The following is a 13,475-nucleotide window of genomic DNA, read 5'->3' as shown; positions in this document are numbered from 1 at the left end:
GCGCGTCGTCAGTACAATGAGTCGTTATTAATCGATACCAAGGGGCCGCGGGCAGCGCAGATGATTCGAGTGTTGATAGCGGACGATCACGCCATTGTGCGAAGCGGGTTCCGGCAGTTCGTCGCCGATGAACCCGATATGGAAGTGGCCGGCGAGGCGTCCACCGGGGACGAGACCATTGCGCTCGTGCGCGAAAGCGCATTCGACGTGGTGCTGCTCGATATTGCAATGCCGGATAAGAATGGCATCGACACGTTGCGCGTAATCAAGCAGATTCGTCCGGAGCAGGGCGTGCTGATGCTCTCCGGGTACCCGGAAAGCCAGTACGCGATCAATCTGCTGCGCGCCGGCGCGAACGGTTATCTGAACAAGGACGCGGCGCCCGACGAAATCGTGCGCGCCATTCGCACGGTTGCGCGCGGGCATAGATATCTGTCGGAATTCATCGCCGATGCGCTCGCGGACAAGCTGGAAAAACCTGCTGCCGAGCGTCCGCACGAAACATTGTCGGAGCGCGAATTCCAGATTTTCTGCAAGCTCGCCGGTGGACAACTGCCGACAGAAATAGCGGACGAGCTGCATTTATCGGTTAAGACGATCAGCACGTATCGCGCGCGGGTGCTCGAAAAAATGCGTCTTGCGAACAATGCCGATCTGACGTATTACGCCATCAAGAACGGGTTGATCGAGTAGGAGGATGCCCGCCGTGGGCCAACAAACAATCGCCGACGAAACCGGCCTCGCGCAGAAGCGGCCGCTGAGCGTCTTGCTGATAGAGGATTCGCCGCTGATCCGGCGTAGCCTCGTGGAGGCTATTGATGCGTCGGGCGAGCTGAAGGTGAGCGCCTGGGCCGATACGCCCGAGGGCGCGATTGCGTTGCTGGCATCGGCGAGATTCGACGCGGTGATCGTCGACCTGCAATTGAAAAGCGGCTCTGGCATAGAAGTGCTGTCCTACTTGCAACGTACCGGTATCACCGATTCAACTTTCGCCGCCGTGTTGACCAACCATGCGTTGCCAGCTTATCGCGAGCGCTGTTTGCAATATGGCGTGCGCCATTTCTTCGATAAATCCCTCGAATTCGATCGCGTTCTCGACGCGCTGCATCTTTACGCGCGCGCCCGGGCCTGAACGCGTCTGCGCGCCATCATTGCGCGTCGGCCTGATCGGGTTGCAACGGATATTTCTGCGCGAGACTGGCGGGTGTCAGCCATTGAAACGTGCGTAGTTGGTCACCGGCAAAAGTGCACTCGACAGCGGCCGGTACGGCGGACTTCGTGGTTTTGATCGGGGTCGCGGCCGCCGGCGCAACTTTCATTGTGTATGTGCCTTCCACCACTACACGTGTGCCGCGATAGGACACGCGCGGGATTTCGTAGGTCAGCTTCGGGCTGGAGGCAGGATAGGTCTCGACCATCTTCGCCTTGCATAGCTGGGCGTTCTGGTAGGCCGCGGTGCAGCCGGCGGTTCCGGCGAGAAGGGCCGCGGCGACGACGGTATAGAAGCTTCGATATTTCATGTGGGCTCGCGCCAATAGAGAAGCTTGATGAAACGTGCAGTCTACTTCAGCCGGCGGGCATTGGCAGATTGACCGGAGCACAGCGCGCGGACTCGGGCGCCCGCCCGTCCCTGCCCGTTATTTCGAAGAAGTTTCGGGTGGCTGGTAGCGGGGACCGGACTTGAACCGGCAAGCCGTTAGGCGGCGGATTTTAAGTCCGCTATGTTTACCAATTTCATCACCCCGCCAAGCGGACGGCATTCTACCATCGGACGGCGCGGGGGCCAATCCGGAGCATTGCCGAACGCTTGCGGCGTGTCCGTTTCACGTGCTTTACCGCTTGCGCTCATTAAATCGAAGAAACCCGTTCAAGGGTTGACCCGCCCCCGCTTCAAGAAAGAAACAGAAATATATTCGCAACCGGATGCATCCATTCAATTGCAGCTTCGCGTATCTAGCTACGTGAAGATCAGCCGTCCTGATGGCATTGAGGTTCCTCGCTCCGGCCTGTCTTCATTACCTCGTCCTCATGTTTCATGCATCACGGCACCTTGTTCCAGGGCGCAGCCGCTGCTTTCGCTCGGCTGTGGACGACGCGGTGCCGTTCGGTCAATTACTCAAAGTGCAGGTAAGGAGATAGTCATGGCAGAAGAAATTGCGATCCTCGATATCCTCGAACGCCGAGCCAGCAAACTGGCCAAACGCAGGCAGTTTTTCAGAAGCGCGGGCGGGCTGGGATTGGGGCTCGTCGGCGGCACGATACTTGGCGCGTGCGGCGGGAGTTCCGGCGATAACGCCAATGCCCAGACAGGTCCGAGCGATGCCGATATTCTCAACTTCGCGCTCAACCTCGAATACCTCGAAGCCAGCTTCTACGCCTATGCAGTGACGGGCGCGGGTTTGCCGGCCAGCTTGATGAGCGGCGCGGGCACGCCCGGCACGGTGATCCCGGGGCAAAAGGTGGATTTCACCGGCGACCCGCTGGTCGGCGCCTACGCTGCCGAAATCGCCCGCGATGAACTCGAACACGTCACCTTCCTGCGTACGGCGCTGGGCGCCTCTGCCGTGGCAATGCCGGCGCTCGACGTCGGCGGCACCAGCGCGACGGGCGCGTTTTCGCTGGCGGCGCAGGCAGCAGGCGTGATCGGCCCGGGTCAGGTGTTCAATCCGTACTCGAGCCCGACGAACTTCCTGATCGGCGCATTCATCTTCGAAGACGTGGGTGTGACGGCTTATAAAGGCGCATCGCCGCTGATCACGAACAAGACGTATCTGGAAGCGGCCGCCGGCATTCTCGCGGCCGAGGCATACCACGCGGGCCTTGTGCGCACCGTGCTGTTCTCGCGTGGCATGACGACGCCTTCCATCTATACGACCGTGCAGCAGATTTCCGACGCCCGCGATTCCCTCGATGCCTCCACGGACGTGGATCAAGGCATCACCGGCGCGACGGCGGGAAGCTCGAACATCGTGCCGCTCGATGCGAACGGTCTCGCGTTCAGCCGCAGTTATGACGATGTCCTTAACATCGTGTATTTGAACAAGGGCGCGGTGACGCAGGGCGGGTTCTTCCCGGCGGGCGTCAACGGCACGCTGCACATGAGCAGCGCGTTCGCCTGAGCGTTGAGTTGTGGGGTGGGGTGTGCTTAGGTGAAGTGAGCGGCGCCGGTTCTCGCATGTGGGGTCATGCGGAACCCGGCGCTTCTTCGCGATGAACATCGGATTTCAGGAGGCGATCATGAAAAACGTTTCTATTGGCGCATGGCGCGAGCGTACGCGGCTCGGACTCGGCTTGTCGATCATCGCGGCGGGTGCGGGCCTGCAACTGCTTCAGTGGCTTCATACCGCGATGCCCGGGTAAAACCCGTGCGGTCATCGCACGCTTTACCTCGTTCACGTTAAATCGACAATGCCGGCACGCTCGCGCATAATTTGCAGCGCGCGTGCAGCGCCACGCTGCGCGTTCAGGTCGGTTCAGTCATGTAACGAGCGAGGATGCAGATGGGTACGAACCGGATCGAAGCATTCAGCGACGGCGTGATCGCCATCATCATCACGATCATGGTGCTGGAACTCAAGGTGCCGCATGGCGCCGATCTCGCCGCACTCGGCACGCTGATTCCCGTTTTTTGCGCTTATGTGCTGAGCTTCGTGTATGTCGGGATCTACTGGAACAATCATCATCACCTGATGCACGCGGCCAAGCGGGTCAATGGCGGCGTCCTGTGGGCGAACCTGCACGTATTGTTCTGGCTGTCCCTGCTTCCGTTCACCACCAACTGGATGGGCGAGAATCACCTCGCGTCCTGGCCCACCGCGCTATACGGTTTCGATCTCTTCATGACGGCGGTCGCGTGGTTCATCCTCACGCGTGCACTGATCGGCTTGCATGGCGCGAACTCCATGCTCGAGCGCGCAATCGGATCCGACATCAAGGGCAAGCTCTCGGTAGTCCTTTATCTCGTTGCAATCGCGGCGTCCTTTTGGGAGCCATGGATCGCGGCAGCCTTGTACGCGATCGTGGCTATCGTCTGGCTCGTGCCCGATCGCCGGGTGGAAAAAGTGCTGATGACCGAGGAGCCATGAGAGCCGCTGAGACCGGCATGATCGGTGCTACGCTTCGGGAGTGAAGTCCTGTGAGCGAAGCCCATGTCATCTACCGTTCGTGCCATTCGCATCGGCGTCATCTCCGATACTCACAACCTCGTGCGCCCCGAAGCGCTTCACGCGCTGCGGGGCTGCGAGCACATCATTCACGCGGGCGACATCTGCAGTCCCGCCGTGCTCGATACGCTCAACAAACTCGCGCCCGTCACTGCCGTTCGCGGCAACAATGACTCAGGCGCGCGTATCGATGAACTCCCGGAAGCCGTGACCCTGCGCTTGGGCGAGACGGCGATTCATGTCGTGCACGATATCGCCGATGTCCCCAGGCGGCTCGACGGCATCGATGTTGTTATCACCGGTCATTCGCACAAGCCGCTGGTCGAGCGCCGTGGCGCGACGCTTTTCGTCAATCCGGGAAGCGCCGGTCCGCGCCGCTTCAAATTGCCGATAACGCTCGGGATCATGGTGTTAGAAGGCGGCGCGGTGGGCGTCGAGATCGTGACGCTGGTGGAGTGACACCTGCGCCGCTGGATTTCTCTTACGCGTGCGCGGTCGCGTCCGTCAAGCGCTCGTCCATCTCGGCGGCTTGCCGCACCCCACGTAACACGGCGTGCGCCTCCGAGCGCGAGCCAACCGACGGCGGCGAACCCTTCAACGGCTTTCTTGCGGTTTCATGCAGCGCGAGGACCGAAACAACGCCGATCACCGACGCGCCCATCAGATAGTACGCGGGCATCATCAGGTTTCCGGTCGATGAAACCAGCCACGCCGTCACGAGCGGCGTCGTGCCGCCGAAAAGCGACACCGAGACATTGAAGCCGATTGCGAGCGCGCCATAGCGGATCTTCGTCGGGAACAGCGCGGGCAGTGCCGAGGGCATCGCGCCGGTAAAGCACGACAGCAGTACGCCCAGAATCAGCATGCCGCTGAAGATCGGCAGCACGTCGCCCATGCGGATCAGCGTGAGCGCCGGCATCGAAAGCAGCAGGAGTCCGACGCATCCGAACAGCATCACGGGCTTGCGGCCAATCTTGTCTGACAGATGGCCGGCGAACAGCGTCATCGGCATCATCAGCACCATCACGATGAGCACAATGAACAGGCCGTGCGTTTCGTTGAATTTGAGCGTGGCCGACAGATAGCTCGGCAGATAAGACAGCGCCATGTAATCCGTGACGTTGAAGATCAGCACGAGCCCGACGCATTGCAGCATCGGCTTCCAGTTTTGCAGCAGCATGTCGCGGAACTGGTCTTTCGGCGTGCTGTGCGCCTCGGTTTCGCGCTTGTCGGCTTCGCGTTGAAACGCTGGCGTTTCCTCAAGCTTCAGCCGGATATACAAGCCGATCAAACCGAGCGGCCCGGCGATCAAAAACGGAATGCGCCAGCCCCACGAAAGCAGCGATTGCTCGGACATGGTCGCGGTCAGTATCGCCACGCAACCGGCGCCCAGCACATAACCCACAAGCGTGCCGAATTCCAGGAAACTGCCGAGGAAGCCACGCCGTTTGTCCGGCGCGAATTCCGCGATGAAGGTCGCCGCGCCGCCATATTCGCCGCCGGTCGAGAAGCCTTGCAGCAGTCGCGCGACGAGCAACAGGATGGGCGCAAAGATGCCGATGCTGCCATAAGCCGGAATCAGGCCGATGCAGAACGTGCCAACGGCCATCATGATCATGGTCATGGCGAGTACGCGCTTGCGGCCGATGCGGTCTCCAAGCGGCCCGAATACCATGCCGCCAAGTGGGCGCACGAGAAACGCGGCGGCAAACGTGCCAAAGGTGGCGATCAGTTGCGCACCCGGATTGCTCGACGGAAAGAACACCTTGCCGAGCGTCACCGCAATGTAGCTGTACACGCCGAAATCGAACCATTCCATAGCATTGCCGATCGCCATGGCGCCGACAGCGCGCTTGAGAAGCGCCTTGTCGACGATGGTGATATCGGCGAGCGCCAGGTCTTTTTCGGTTTGAGGTTGTCGCCAGAGGCCGTCGTTCGGTGTTGCCATGAAGAAAAGCTCCAGGTGTATCGCTGACCCGCCCCGCGGACGGTCAGCCTGTGCGCTTGAGCGCACGTTGCCGGGAAAGTGCAGTTTCGCGACGAGGCGAGGGGCAGTGCCTTGGATTTCGCCAACGGATTGAGGCGCTGTGCATGCGCCGACAATGCTCTTGAGCCAAGCTCATGACCCGCAACGATGGTCGCGAAATGACACTTCGTGGTACCGCTTGAATTGAAGGCTGGACACAACGAAACCCGTTCAGGCGCCGCATTTTTTGCGGCGGTACGGCGGTTTGCTGTATCGCGGATTGAGAAGGCCTGGGAACAACGTCCACGGACAGATCAGGACCCGTGGAAGCCTCCACAATCACTTGCCGGTATCTCTTGAATGACGCTTGGGGCAAAGGCTTCAGCGCTTCGCTTTGGGCTCGGTCTTGAGAAATTGACTTTGAATTGCAGTTGGAAAGAAGGAGATGTTAGCACGATGCAAGAAGATGCGCAAATGGCCACGCGGCGGGACCTTTTTCGAGACAGCGTTCCGGGCGTCCTGAAATGGAAAAGCCGGTCTCGGGAGACCGGCTTTCATCACGCACTTTCCGCCTCGGGCAAGGCGGCCGTGGACTAGCTTTGCGCAGGCGGAACGTAGCCTTGAGCGGTATCGGCGCCTTCACCGAAGAAGTACTTTTCCGTCTGCTTCAACAAATACTGGCGCGCGCGCGGATCGGCCATGTTCAGGCGGTTCTCGTTGATCAGCATGGTTTGCTGCTTGAGCCAGCCTTGCCACGCTTCCTTCGATATCGTTTCGTAGATCCGCTTGCCGAGTTCTCCCGGCAGCGGCGGAAAGTCGAGTCCTTCGGCTTCCTTGCCGAGCTTCGCACATTGAATCATTCGAGCCATCTGTCATTCTCCTGTAGCGGGTTATCTGGACGCTTCGTTTCGCGGCGCGTGACTTGCGCTGGCAGCCGGTGCAAAGCGTCTCTGATTAAAGTTGTTAGAGCTGTTTCATCAATACGAGCGATTTGCGTTGCCAGTTGTAGAGGCGGCGCCGGTCTTCCGGCAAATCGTCGACGGTCACCTTCACAAACCCGCGCTTGAGAAACCAGTGTTCGGTACGCGTCGTCAGCACGAAAATATGCGTGAGACCGCGCGCCCGCGCGCGTTGTTCGACGCGCTTGAGCAGCCGCTCGCCGTCGCCCGCGCCTTGCGCTTCGGGCGAAACGGTGAGGCAGGCCATTTCGCCAATGCGTTCCTGCGTGTACGGATACAGCGCCACGCAGCCGAACAGCACGCCGTCGTGCTCGATCACCGAGAAATGATCGATGTCGCGCTCGATCTGGTGCCGGCCGCGCCGCACGAGCGTGCCGTCCATTTCCAGCGGCTCGATGAGCGTCAAAATCCCGCCGACATCATCTGGCGTGGCTTCGCGCAGGCTTTCCAGATTCTCGTACGAGATCATCGTGCCAACGCCGTCGTGCAGGAACAGTTCCAGCAGAATGCTGCCGTCGAGCGCGTAGGGAATGATATGCGCCCGCGCCACGCCGCCGCGGCACGCGCGAATGGTGTGCTTCAGGTAGAACGCGGCGTCGCCCTGCAATTCACCGCTTTCGTGCAGGCGGTAGGCGTCATCAAGCGACATTTCCCGCACGAGCTCGTTGTTTTCATCGACCAGACCCGGGGTTTCGGTCAGGAAAATGATCTTGTCGGCCCGCAGTGCGATGGCTGCAGCCGAAGCGACATCTTCCATCGATAAATTGAATGCCTCGCCCGTGGGAGAAAAGCCGAGCGGCGAGAGCAGGACGAGCTTGCTGCTGGTGAGCGAATGGCGGATGGAATCGCCGTCGATCTTGCGGACCACGCCTGTATGCTGGAAATCGACGCCATCCAGAATGCCGACCGGCCGCGCTGTCACGAAATTGCCCGATACCACGCTGATGTGCGCATGCGCCATGGGCGTATTGGGCAAACCCTGGCTGATCGCCGCTTCGATGTCGAGGCGCACTTCGCCAGCCGCTTCTTTCGCGGATTCGAGCGCGCGGGCATCGGTGATTCGCAGGCCGTGCGAAAACTCCGACTCCACGCCGTGCAGGTTCAATTGTTCTTCGACCTGCGGTCGCGAGCCGTGCACGAGCACGACGTGAATACCCATGGCGTGCAACAGTCCGACGTCCTGAACCAGGGCGTTCAGCCTGCCTTCCTGCACCAGCTCGCCGCCGAACGCGACCACGAAGGTCTTGTTCCGGAACGCGTGGATATAAGGGGCGACGGAACGCATCCAGTCGACAAACTGGGCGTGTTGATCAGGCGCTTCTTGCTCGGCGGAAACCGGCGGCTGCGCGGCGGGGAGGTCGGTCTGAGTATTCATGCCGGGATTATAATGCTGCGCTATGCCGAATGTTTCTAAACGTCCCGCCGATGCGGACAAGCTTGACCCCCAGGAGCAGTTGAAAAAGCTGCGTGAAGCCCTGCTGCGCGATGCCGCGGCACGCGAAGGCGATGGGGAAAACGACGCGGAAGATTCTGGCGGTAACGCCCAGAACCGCAAGAAGGAAGCGGCCGCGCGGCGGTTTGCGGGGGCATCGGGGACGCCGGTTGGGGGCGGGAAGCCGGGTCCGGGCGCGTCTCAGGCGGCATCGAAAAAAAATGTTGCGACAGATGTGAAAGGATCGGGAAATTCGCCGGCCGTTTCAACCCGTCAGCCGAAGGAATCGTCGCCTTCCGCCCAGAAAAATGAAGTGCGCGGCGGGTTGTCGGTGTTGTCGTCTTTGGCGGAGCTGGCTGGATTGACCGGCAAGGCGACATCGCCTGATTCCTCGGCGGCTAATGCGCGGGGGATCGCGGGAAAAGCGACCGAACGGCCAGCCGCAAAAAAGGCAATTGCACCGCCTTCGACTCCACCGGCCGCGCGGCACGCTCCCAGCGCAATCGATTCCATGCCGCCTCGCCGCGAACATGCGCTTGCGGGCGAACCGGCATCCGGCAAACAGATGCCGCCCTCTCGCGCACGTGAAGTTGCCGAGCGAAAAGAATCAAAGGTTTTGCCCGCAACCGAGAAGAAGCCGGGCGCTTCCAGGCTTCCTTTTGCGGAGCGCACGCGCGAGATTAGCGACATTAAAGCAGCGCCGCCCAGGCGCGACGCAAAGCCGGATCGCAATCGCAGCGGCAATCGCCATCATGCCGGGCAGCAACAGGGTGCAGAGGCCGTTGCAATTCGCAATCCTCGGTCCGGGTCGGATGAGATTTCTTCCGTGGGGGATCAAGGCAGGCCTGCAAGTGCCGTGGGTGAGACCGAACGCGACGTTCCACCCGTGCGCAGCCAGCCGAAGGACATCGCTCCCAACCGTGCAAAAACAGGGGCCGACCATCCGCGTCCGTCTGATAACGGTCCCCGGCGCACGCGTCCCGAACCTGTTTCCGCACGTCCTGACGCGCGCCCGCACAACCGTGACAACCCGCGCCCGGTCCGAGTGATCGCGCCGAATCCGATTCCACCGATTCATTTTCCTGAAGCGCTCCCCGTTTCGGCCCGACGCGATGAAATTGCCGCCGCGATCCAGGCAAACCAGGTCGTGATCGTCAGCGGTGAAACAGGATCGGGCAAGACCACTCAATTGCCGAAAATCTGTCTCGCGCTCGGCCGTGGCCTCGGCGCGGGCGGAACGGGCCTGATCGGACATACGCAGCCTCGACGGATCGCGGCATCGGCGACGGGACGGCGGATCGCGGAAGAACTCGGCACGCCATTTGGCGAGGTTGTCGGCTACAAGGTCCGATTTACGGACAACCTGTCGCCCGGCGCCTCCGTGAAACTGATGACGGACGGCATCTTGCTGGCGGAAACGCAGACCGACCCGCTGCTCGCCGCATACGACACCATCATCATCGACGAAGCGCACGAGCGCAGCTTGAACATCGATTTCCTGCTTGGCTATCTGCGCGAAATCCTGCCGCGGCGACCGGATTTGAAGGTGATCGTGACATCGGCGACCATCGATGCCGATCGGTTCGCGCGTCACTTCGGCAGCGATGAAAAACCCGCGCCGGTGATTGAAGTAAGCGGGCGCCTGTATCCGGTGGAAGTGCGGTATCGGCCGATTGAAGAGACAAGCGCCGCGGTGAAGTCGGCGCAGGGAACGAACGGCCCGAATCCAGGCGCGACTAGTGCCAACGCTCAGAAAGACCGTCCGAAAAACCAGCGTGAAAACGATCGCGACCTGATGGAAGCCATCGTGGAGGCCGTCGACGAACTTTGTCGCGAAGGACCTGGCGACGTCCTCGTTTTCCTGCCCGGAGAGCGCGAGATCCGTGAAGCTGCCGAGGCGTTGCGCAAGCACCATCCGCCGCATACGGAAATCCTGCCGCTGTTCGCGCGCTTGTCGGCGGCCGAGCAGGAGCGTGTGTTCAAGGCGTCCAACGCGCGGCGCATCGTGCTGTCGACAAACGTTGCGGAAACATCGCTGACGGTGCCGGGGATTCGTTATGTCGTCGATACCGGCCTCGCTCGCGTAAAACGCTATTCGTATCGCAACAAGGTGGAGCAGTTGCAGATCGAGCCGATCTCGCAAAGCTCGGCGAATCAGCGCGCGGGCCGCTGCGGTCGGGTGGCCGACGGCGTGTGCATTCGCCTTTACGAAGAAGACGACTACGCCCTGCGTGCGCGATTCACCGATCCGGAAATCCTGCGCTCGTCGCTCGCGTCGGTGATCTTGCGGATGAAGTCGCTGCACCTGACGGCTATCGAAACGTTCCCGTTTCTCGAGCCGCCGCCGGGCCGCGCGATCGCCGATGGCTATCAGTTGCTGAACGAACTCGGCGCTGTCGACGACGACAATGCGCTCACGCCGCTCGGCCGCGAACTGGCGCGTTTGCCGCTCGACCCGCGAGTCGGCAGGATGATCCTGGCCGCCCGGGATCACCAGTCGTTGCGCGAAGTGTTGATCATTGCGAGTGCGTTGTCCGTGCAGGACCCGCGCGACCGGCCGATCGAGGCGCAGGAGCAAGCCGATCTCGCACACAAGAAATTCGCCGATGAACGCTCGGAATTCCTGCAATGGACGAAAATCTGGTCGTGGTTCGAGGACGCGATCGCGCACAAGAAATCCAACAAGCAACTCACCGACGCCTGCCGCGCAAACTTCCTGAACCACGTGCGCTTGCGCGAATGGCGCGACGTGCATTCCCAACTGCTGACCGTCGTGCGCGAACACGGCTGGCGGCTGAACGAATCGGAAGCCACGTTCGAGCAGATTCACCTCGCGCTGCTGACGGGCTTGCTCGGCAACGTCGGTTTGAAGGCCGACGACGAGCCGTATTATCTCGGTGCTCGCGGCATCAAGTTTTATCTGTGGCCGGGGTCTGCGCTTTTGAAGAAGGCAGGGCGGTGGGTCGTGGCGGGCGAACTTGTTGAGACAAGCCGTTTGTACGCGCGGTGCATCGCGAAGATCGAGCCCGAGTGGCTTGAACAAGTCGGCGCACATTTGTTGCGCAAATCGATTGCAGAGCCGCATTGGGAGAAAAAAGCCGCACAGGTTGCGGCCTTCGAGCGCGCCACGCTGCACGGCCTGACGGTTTACGCCCGTCGCCGTGTGAGTTTCGGCAAACAGGATCCGGATCGTGCGCGCGAGCTGTTCATTCGCGGCGCGCTGGTTGATGGCGAGTTCGAAACGCGTTTGCCCTTCTTTGCGCATAACCGCAAATTGCTCGCGGATATTGAACAGTTGGAGCACAAGTCGCGCCGTCAGGACGTGCTCGTCGATGACGAACTGATCTTCGGTTTCTACGATTCGCTGATTCCCAAAGGTATTTATTCGGGCGCGGCATTTGAACGCTGGTATCGCGACGAGGAGAAAAAAGAAGGATCGTCGCGTTTGCTGTTCCTGTCTCGCGACGACCTGATGCGTCACGAAGCTGCCGGTATCACGACTGACCTGTTTCCGAAACGGATGACCATGGCAGGTATCGAAATGACGCTGACCTATCACTTCGAGCCTGGTTCTCCGCGCGACGGCGTGACGCTGACAGTGCCTTTGTTCGGTCTCAATCAAGTCGATGCCCGCCGTTCCGAATGGCTCGTGCGCGGCATGCTGAAAGAGAAAGTGCAGTTGCTCTTGAAGTCGCTGCCGCAAAAACTTCGACGCCATCTTGTGCCGTTGCCCGAATTTTCGGCGGGCGTGATCGAGCGACATAGCGGGAAGACATTCGGCGCGGGTGGATTGCTCGAAGCGCTGATCGCCGATATTCGCGAGCAGACGCAGATCGCGATGAAACCGTCGGACTTCAAGCTCGAATCGCTGCCGGCGCACTTATTCATGAATTTCAAGGTCATCGACGAGCACGGGCGGCAACTCGCGATGGGCCGTAACCTCGCGCAGTTGCGCTCGGAACTCGGCGGCCAGGCTCAGCAGCATTTCCAAAAGCTTGCAGCGGGTGCGACGCTGGACATCGGCAGCGATGCAGCAGTACCAATTACGCGAAACACCGCCACATCGGATTTGTCGGGCAGCAGTTCGAGTACCGCGCTGTATGAAAACCTGACCACTTGGGACTTCGGAAAACTCCCTGAACTACTCGAAATTCGACGGCGCGGGCAAACGCTTTTCGGATATCCCGCGTTGGTCGATCGCGCGACGCATTGCGACGTCGAGGTATTCGATTCGCCGGAAGAGGCGGCGAGAATTCATCGCGCGGGTTTGCGCCGATTGTTCGCGCTGCAGTTGCGCGAGCCGATCCGTTATCTCGAGCGCAACCTTGGCGGCTTGCGTGAAATGTCGTTGCATTACATGGCGCTCGGGACGCAGGAGGAACTGGCGGGCCAGATCATTGAAACAGCATTGGATCGCGCGTGCCTGCAAGATCCGCTTCCCGATAACGACGTGGATTTCTATGCACGGCGTGATCAGGGGAAAAACCGGCTGACGCTGCTGGCTCAGGAAATTGCCCGGCTCGCCGCGCAGATTCTGATGGACTACGCAATGGTGACGAAGAAGTTGGCGCAGGCCAAATCATTCGGTACGCCGTATGCGGATATGGCCGCGCAGCTGAACGCGTTGATAGGCAAGCGTTTTATTATCGATACGCCTTATGCGCAGCTATCCCATTTCCCGCGATACCTCAATGCAATGGCATTGCGTATCGACAAGTTGAAGGCGGATGCGGCGCGAGACGCGCGGTTGTCGGCGGAGATTGCGCCGCTGCTGCAAAATTATCAGAGGGCGATTGCACAACGCGGCGGGGTAGCGGATGCGCGACTGAGCGAATACAGATGGTTGCTGGAGGAACTGCGGGTGTCGCTATTTGCGCAAGAGCTTCGCACGCCCATGCCAATATCAGTCAAGCGCTTATATAAGGTCTGGGATTCAATGCAGCGATAAGCGATAG

11 protein-coding genes, 1 tRNA gene and 1 pseudogene are annotated in these 13,475 nt (G+C 60.5%); 7 read left to right on the top strand and 6 right to left on the bottom strand.

Annotation, left to right across the window (positions count from 1 at the left end):
• The first annotated feature begins 60 nt into the window (after positions 1-60).
• Together AWB64_RS02005 and AWB64_RS02000 are read left to right on the top strand one after the other, a co-directional pair.
• Entirely contained in the window at positions 61-693 is a 633-nt protein-coding gene (locus AWB64_RS02005) for a response regulator (RefSeq protein ID WP_060817169.1), read from the top strand.
• Positions 694-706: 13 nt separating this feature from the next.
• A complete protein-coding gene (locus AWB64_RS02000; RefSeq protein ID WP_244163904.1) occupies positions 707-1,132 on the top strand; it encodes a response regulator in 426 nt (141 codons plus the stop codon).
• Positions 1,133-1,148: 16 nt separating this feature from the next.
• Here AWB64_RS02000 and AWB64_RS01995 read toward each other — a convergent pair whose 3' ends face one another.
• Both AWB64_RS01995 and AWB64_RS01990 read right to left on the bottom strand, forming a co-directional pair.
• Positions 1,149-1,520: a hypothetical protein gene (locus AWB64_RS01995; RefSeq protein ID WP_060816938.1), complete on the bottom strand. Its 372-nt coding sequence runs from the start codon at positions 1,518-1,520 to the stop codon at positions 1,149-1,151.
• A 142-nt stretch (positions 1,521-1,662) separates the two neighbouring features.
• Positions 1,663-1,747: transfer RNA gene (locus AWB64_RS01990), tRNA-Leu, on the bottom strand.
• Between the two features lie 394 nt (positions 1,748-2,141).
• Between AWB64_RS01990 and AWB64_RS01985 the strand changes: the two genes are divergently transcribed.
• From AWB64_RS01985 to AWB64_RS01975, 4 genes are all read left to right on the top strand, one after another.
• Positions 2,142-3,119 (top strand): ferritin-like domain-containing protein, encoded by a 978-nt coding sequence (locus AWB64_RS01985; protein WP_060816937.1) that lies wholly within the window; start codon positions 2,142-2,144, stop codon positions 3,117-3,119.
• Positions 3,120-3,237: 118 nt separating this feature from the next.
• Positions 3,238-3,360, top strand: coding sequence for a hypothetical protein (locus AWB64_RS32485; RefSeq protein ID WP_279616242.1), 123 nt, complete (start codon positions 3,238-3,240; stop codon positions 3,358-3,360).
• A 140-nt stretch (positions 3,361-3,500) separates the two neighbouring features.
• Positions 3,501-4,085, top strand: a complete 585-nt coding sequence (locus AWB64_RS01980; RefSeq protein ID WP_060817168.1) for a TMEM175 family protein — start codon at positions 3,501-3,503, stop codon at positions 4,083-4,085.
• 63 nt (positions 4,086-4,148) lie between these two features.
• Positions 4,149-4,622, top strand: a complete 474-nt coding sequence (locus AWB64_RS01975) for a metallophosphoesterase family protein (RefSeq protein ID WP_060816936.1) — start codon at positions 4,149-4,151, stop codon at positions 4,620-4,622.
• Positions 4,623-4,644: 22 nt separating this feature from the next.
• Here the strand turns inward: AWB64_RS01975 and proP are convergent, their stop codons facing one another.
• The 4 genes from proP to AWB64_RS31840 all read right to left on the bottom strand — a co-directional run bounded on the left by proP (position 4,645) and on the right by AWB64_RS31840 (position 9,033).
• Positions 4,645-6,111, bottom strand: a complete 1,467-nt coding sequence (proP, locus tag AWB64_RS01970) for a glycine betaine/L-proline transporter ProP (RefSeq protein ID WP_060816935.1) — start codon at positions 6,109-6,111, stop codon at positions 4,645-4,647.
• Positions 6,112-6,722: 611 nt separating this feature from the next.
• Positions 6,723-6,998 (bottom strand): oxidative damage protection protein, encoded by a 276-nt coding sequence (locus AWB64_RS01965; RefSeq protein ID WP_062876899.1) that lies wholly within the window; start codon positions 6,996-6,998, stop codon positions 6,723-6,725.
• A 94-nt stretch (positions 6,999-7,092) separates the two neighbouring features.
• Entirely contained in the window at positions 7,093-8,463 is a 1,371-nt protein-coding gene (gene argA / locus AWB64_RS01960) for an amino-acid N-acetyltransferase (protein WP_060816933.1), read from the bottom strand.
• Between the two features lie 330 nt (positions 8,464-8,793).
• Positions 8,794-9,033: a hypothetical protein gene (locus AWB64_RS31840; protein ID WP_167353891.1), complete on the bottom strand. Its 240-nt coding sequence runs from the start codon at positions 9,031-9,033 to the stop codon at positions 8,794-8,796.
• A gap of 535 nt (positions 9,034-9,568) precedes the next feature.
• On the opposite strand from AWB64_RS31840, the pseudogene hrpA reads away from it, so the two are divergent.
• Positions 9,569-13,468 (top strand): annotated as a pseudogene (hrpA, locus tag AWB64_RS01955) (ATP-dependent RNA helicase HrpA); the annotation flags it as partial.
• Between the last annotated feature and the right edge of the window lie 7 nt (positions 13,469-13,475).

It is taken from the genome of Caballeronia sordidicola, from assembly GCF_001544455.2.
Taxonomy (GTDB): domain Bacteria; phylum Pseudomonadota; class Gammaproteobacteria; order Burkholderiales; family Burkholderiaceae; genus Caballeronia; species Caballeronia sordidicola.
The sequence above is the reverse complement of the archived record's forward strand: the minus strand, read 5'-3'. Positions and strand labels throughout refer to the sequence as shown.

Coding starts and splice junctions, on each gene's coding strand:
- proP (WP_060816935.1), bottom strand. CDS start 6,111: ATGGCAACACCGAACGACGGCCTCTGGCGACAACCTCAAACCGAAAAA.
- AWB64_RS01975 (WP_060816936.1), top strand. CDS start 4,149: ATGTCATCTACCGTTCGTGCCATTCGCATCGGCGTCATCTCCGATACT.
- AWB64_RS32485 (WP_279616242.1), top strand. CDS start 3,238: ATGAAAAACGTTTCTATTGGCGCATGGCGCGAGCGTACGCGGCTCGGA.
- AWB64_RS01965 (WP_062876899.1), bottom strand. CDS start 6,998: ATGGCTCGAATGATTCAATGTGCGAAGCTCGGCAAGGAAGCCGAAGGA.
- AWB64_RS01980 (WP_060817168.1), top strand. CDS start 3,501: ATGGGTACGAACCGGATCGAAGCATTCAGCGACGGCGTGATCGCCATC.
- AWB64_RS02005 (WP_060817169.1), top strand. CDS start 61: ATGATTCGAGTGTTGATAGCGGACGATCACGCCATTGTGCGAAGCGGG.
- AWB64_RS01985 (WP_060816937.1), top strand. CDS start 2,142: ATGGCAGAAGAAATTGCGATCCTCGATATCCTCGAACGCCGAGCCAGC.
- AWB64_RS01995 (WP_060816938.1), bottom strand. CDS start 1,520: ATGAAATATCGAAGCTTCTATACCGTCGTCGCCGCGGCCCTTCTCGCC.
- argA (WP_060816933.1), bottom strand. CDS start 8,463: ATGAATACTCAGACCGACCTCCCCGCCGCGCAGCCGCCGGTTTCCGCC.
- AWB64_RS31840 (WP_167353891.1), bottom strand. CDS start 9,033: ATGGAATCGATTGCGCTGGGAGCGTGCCGCGCGGCCGGTGGAGTCGAA.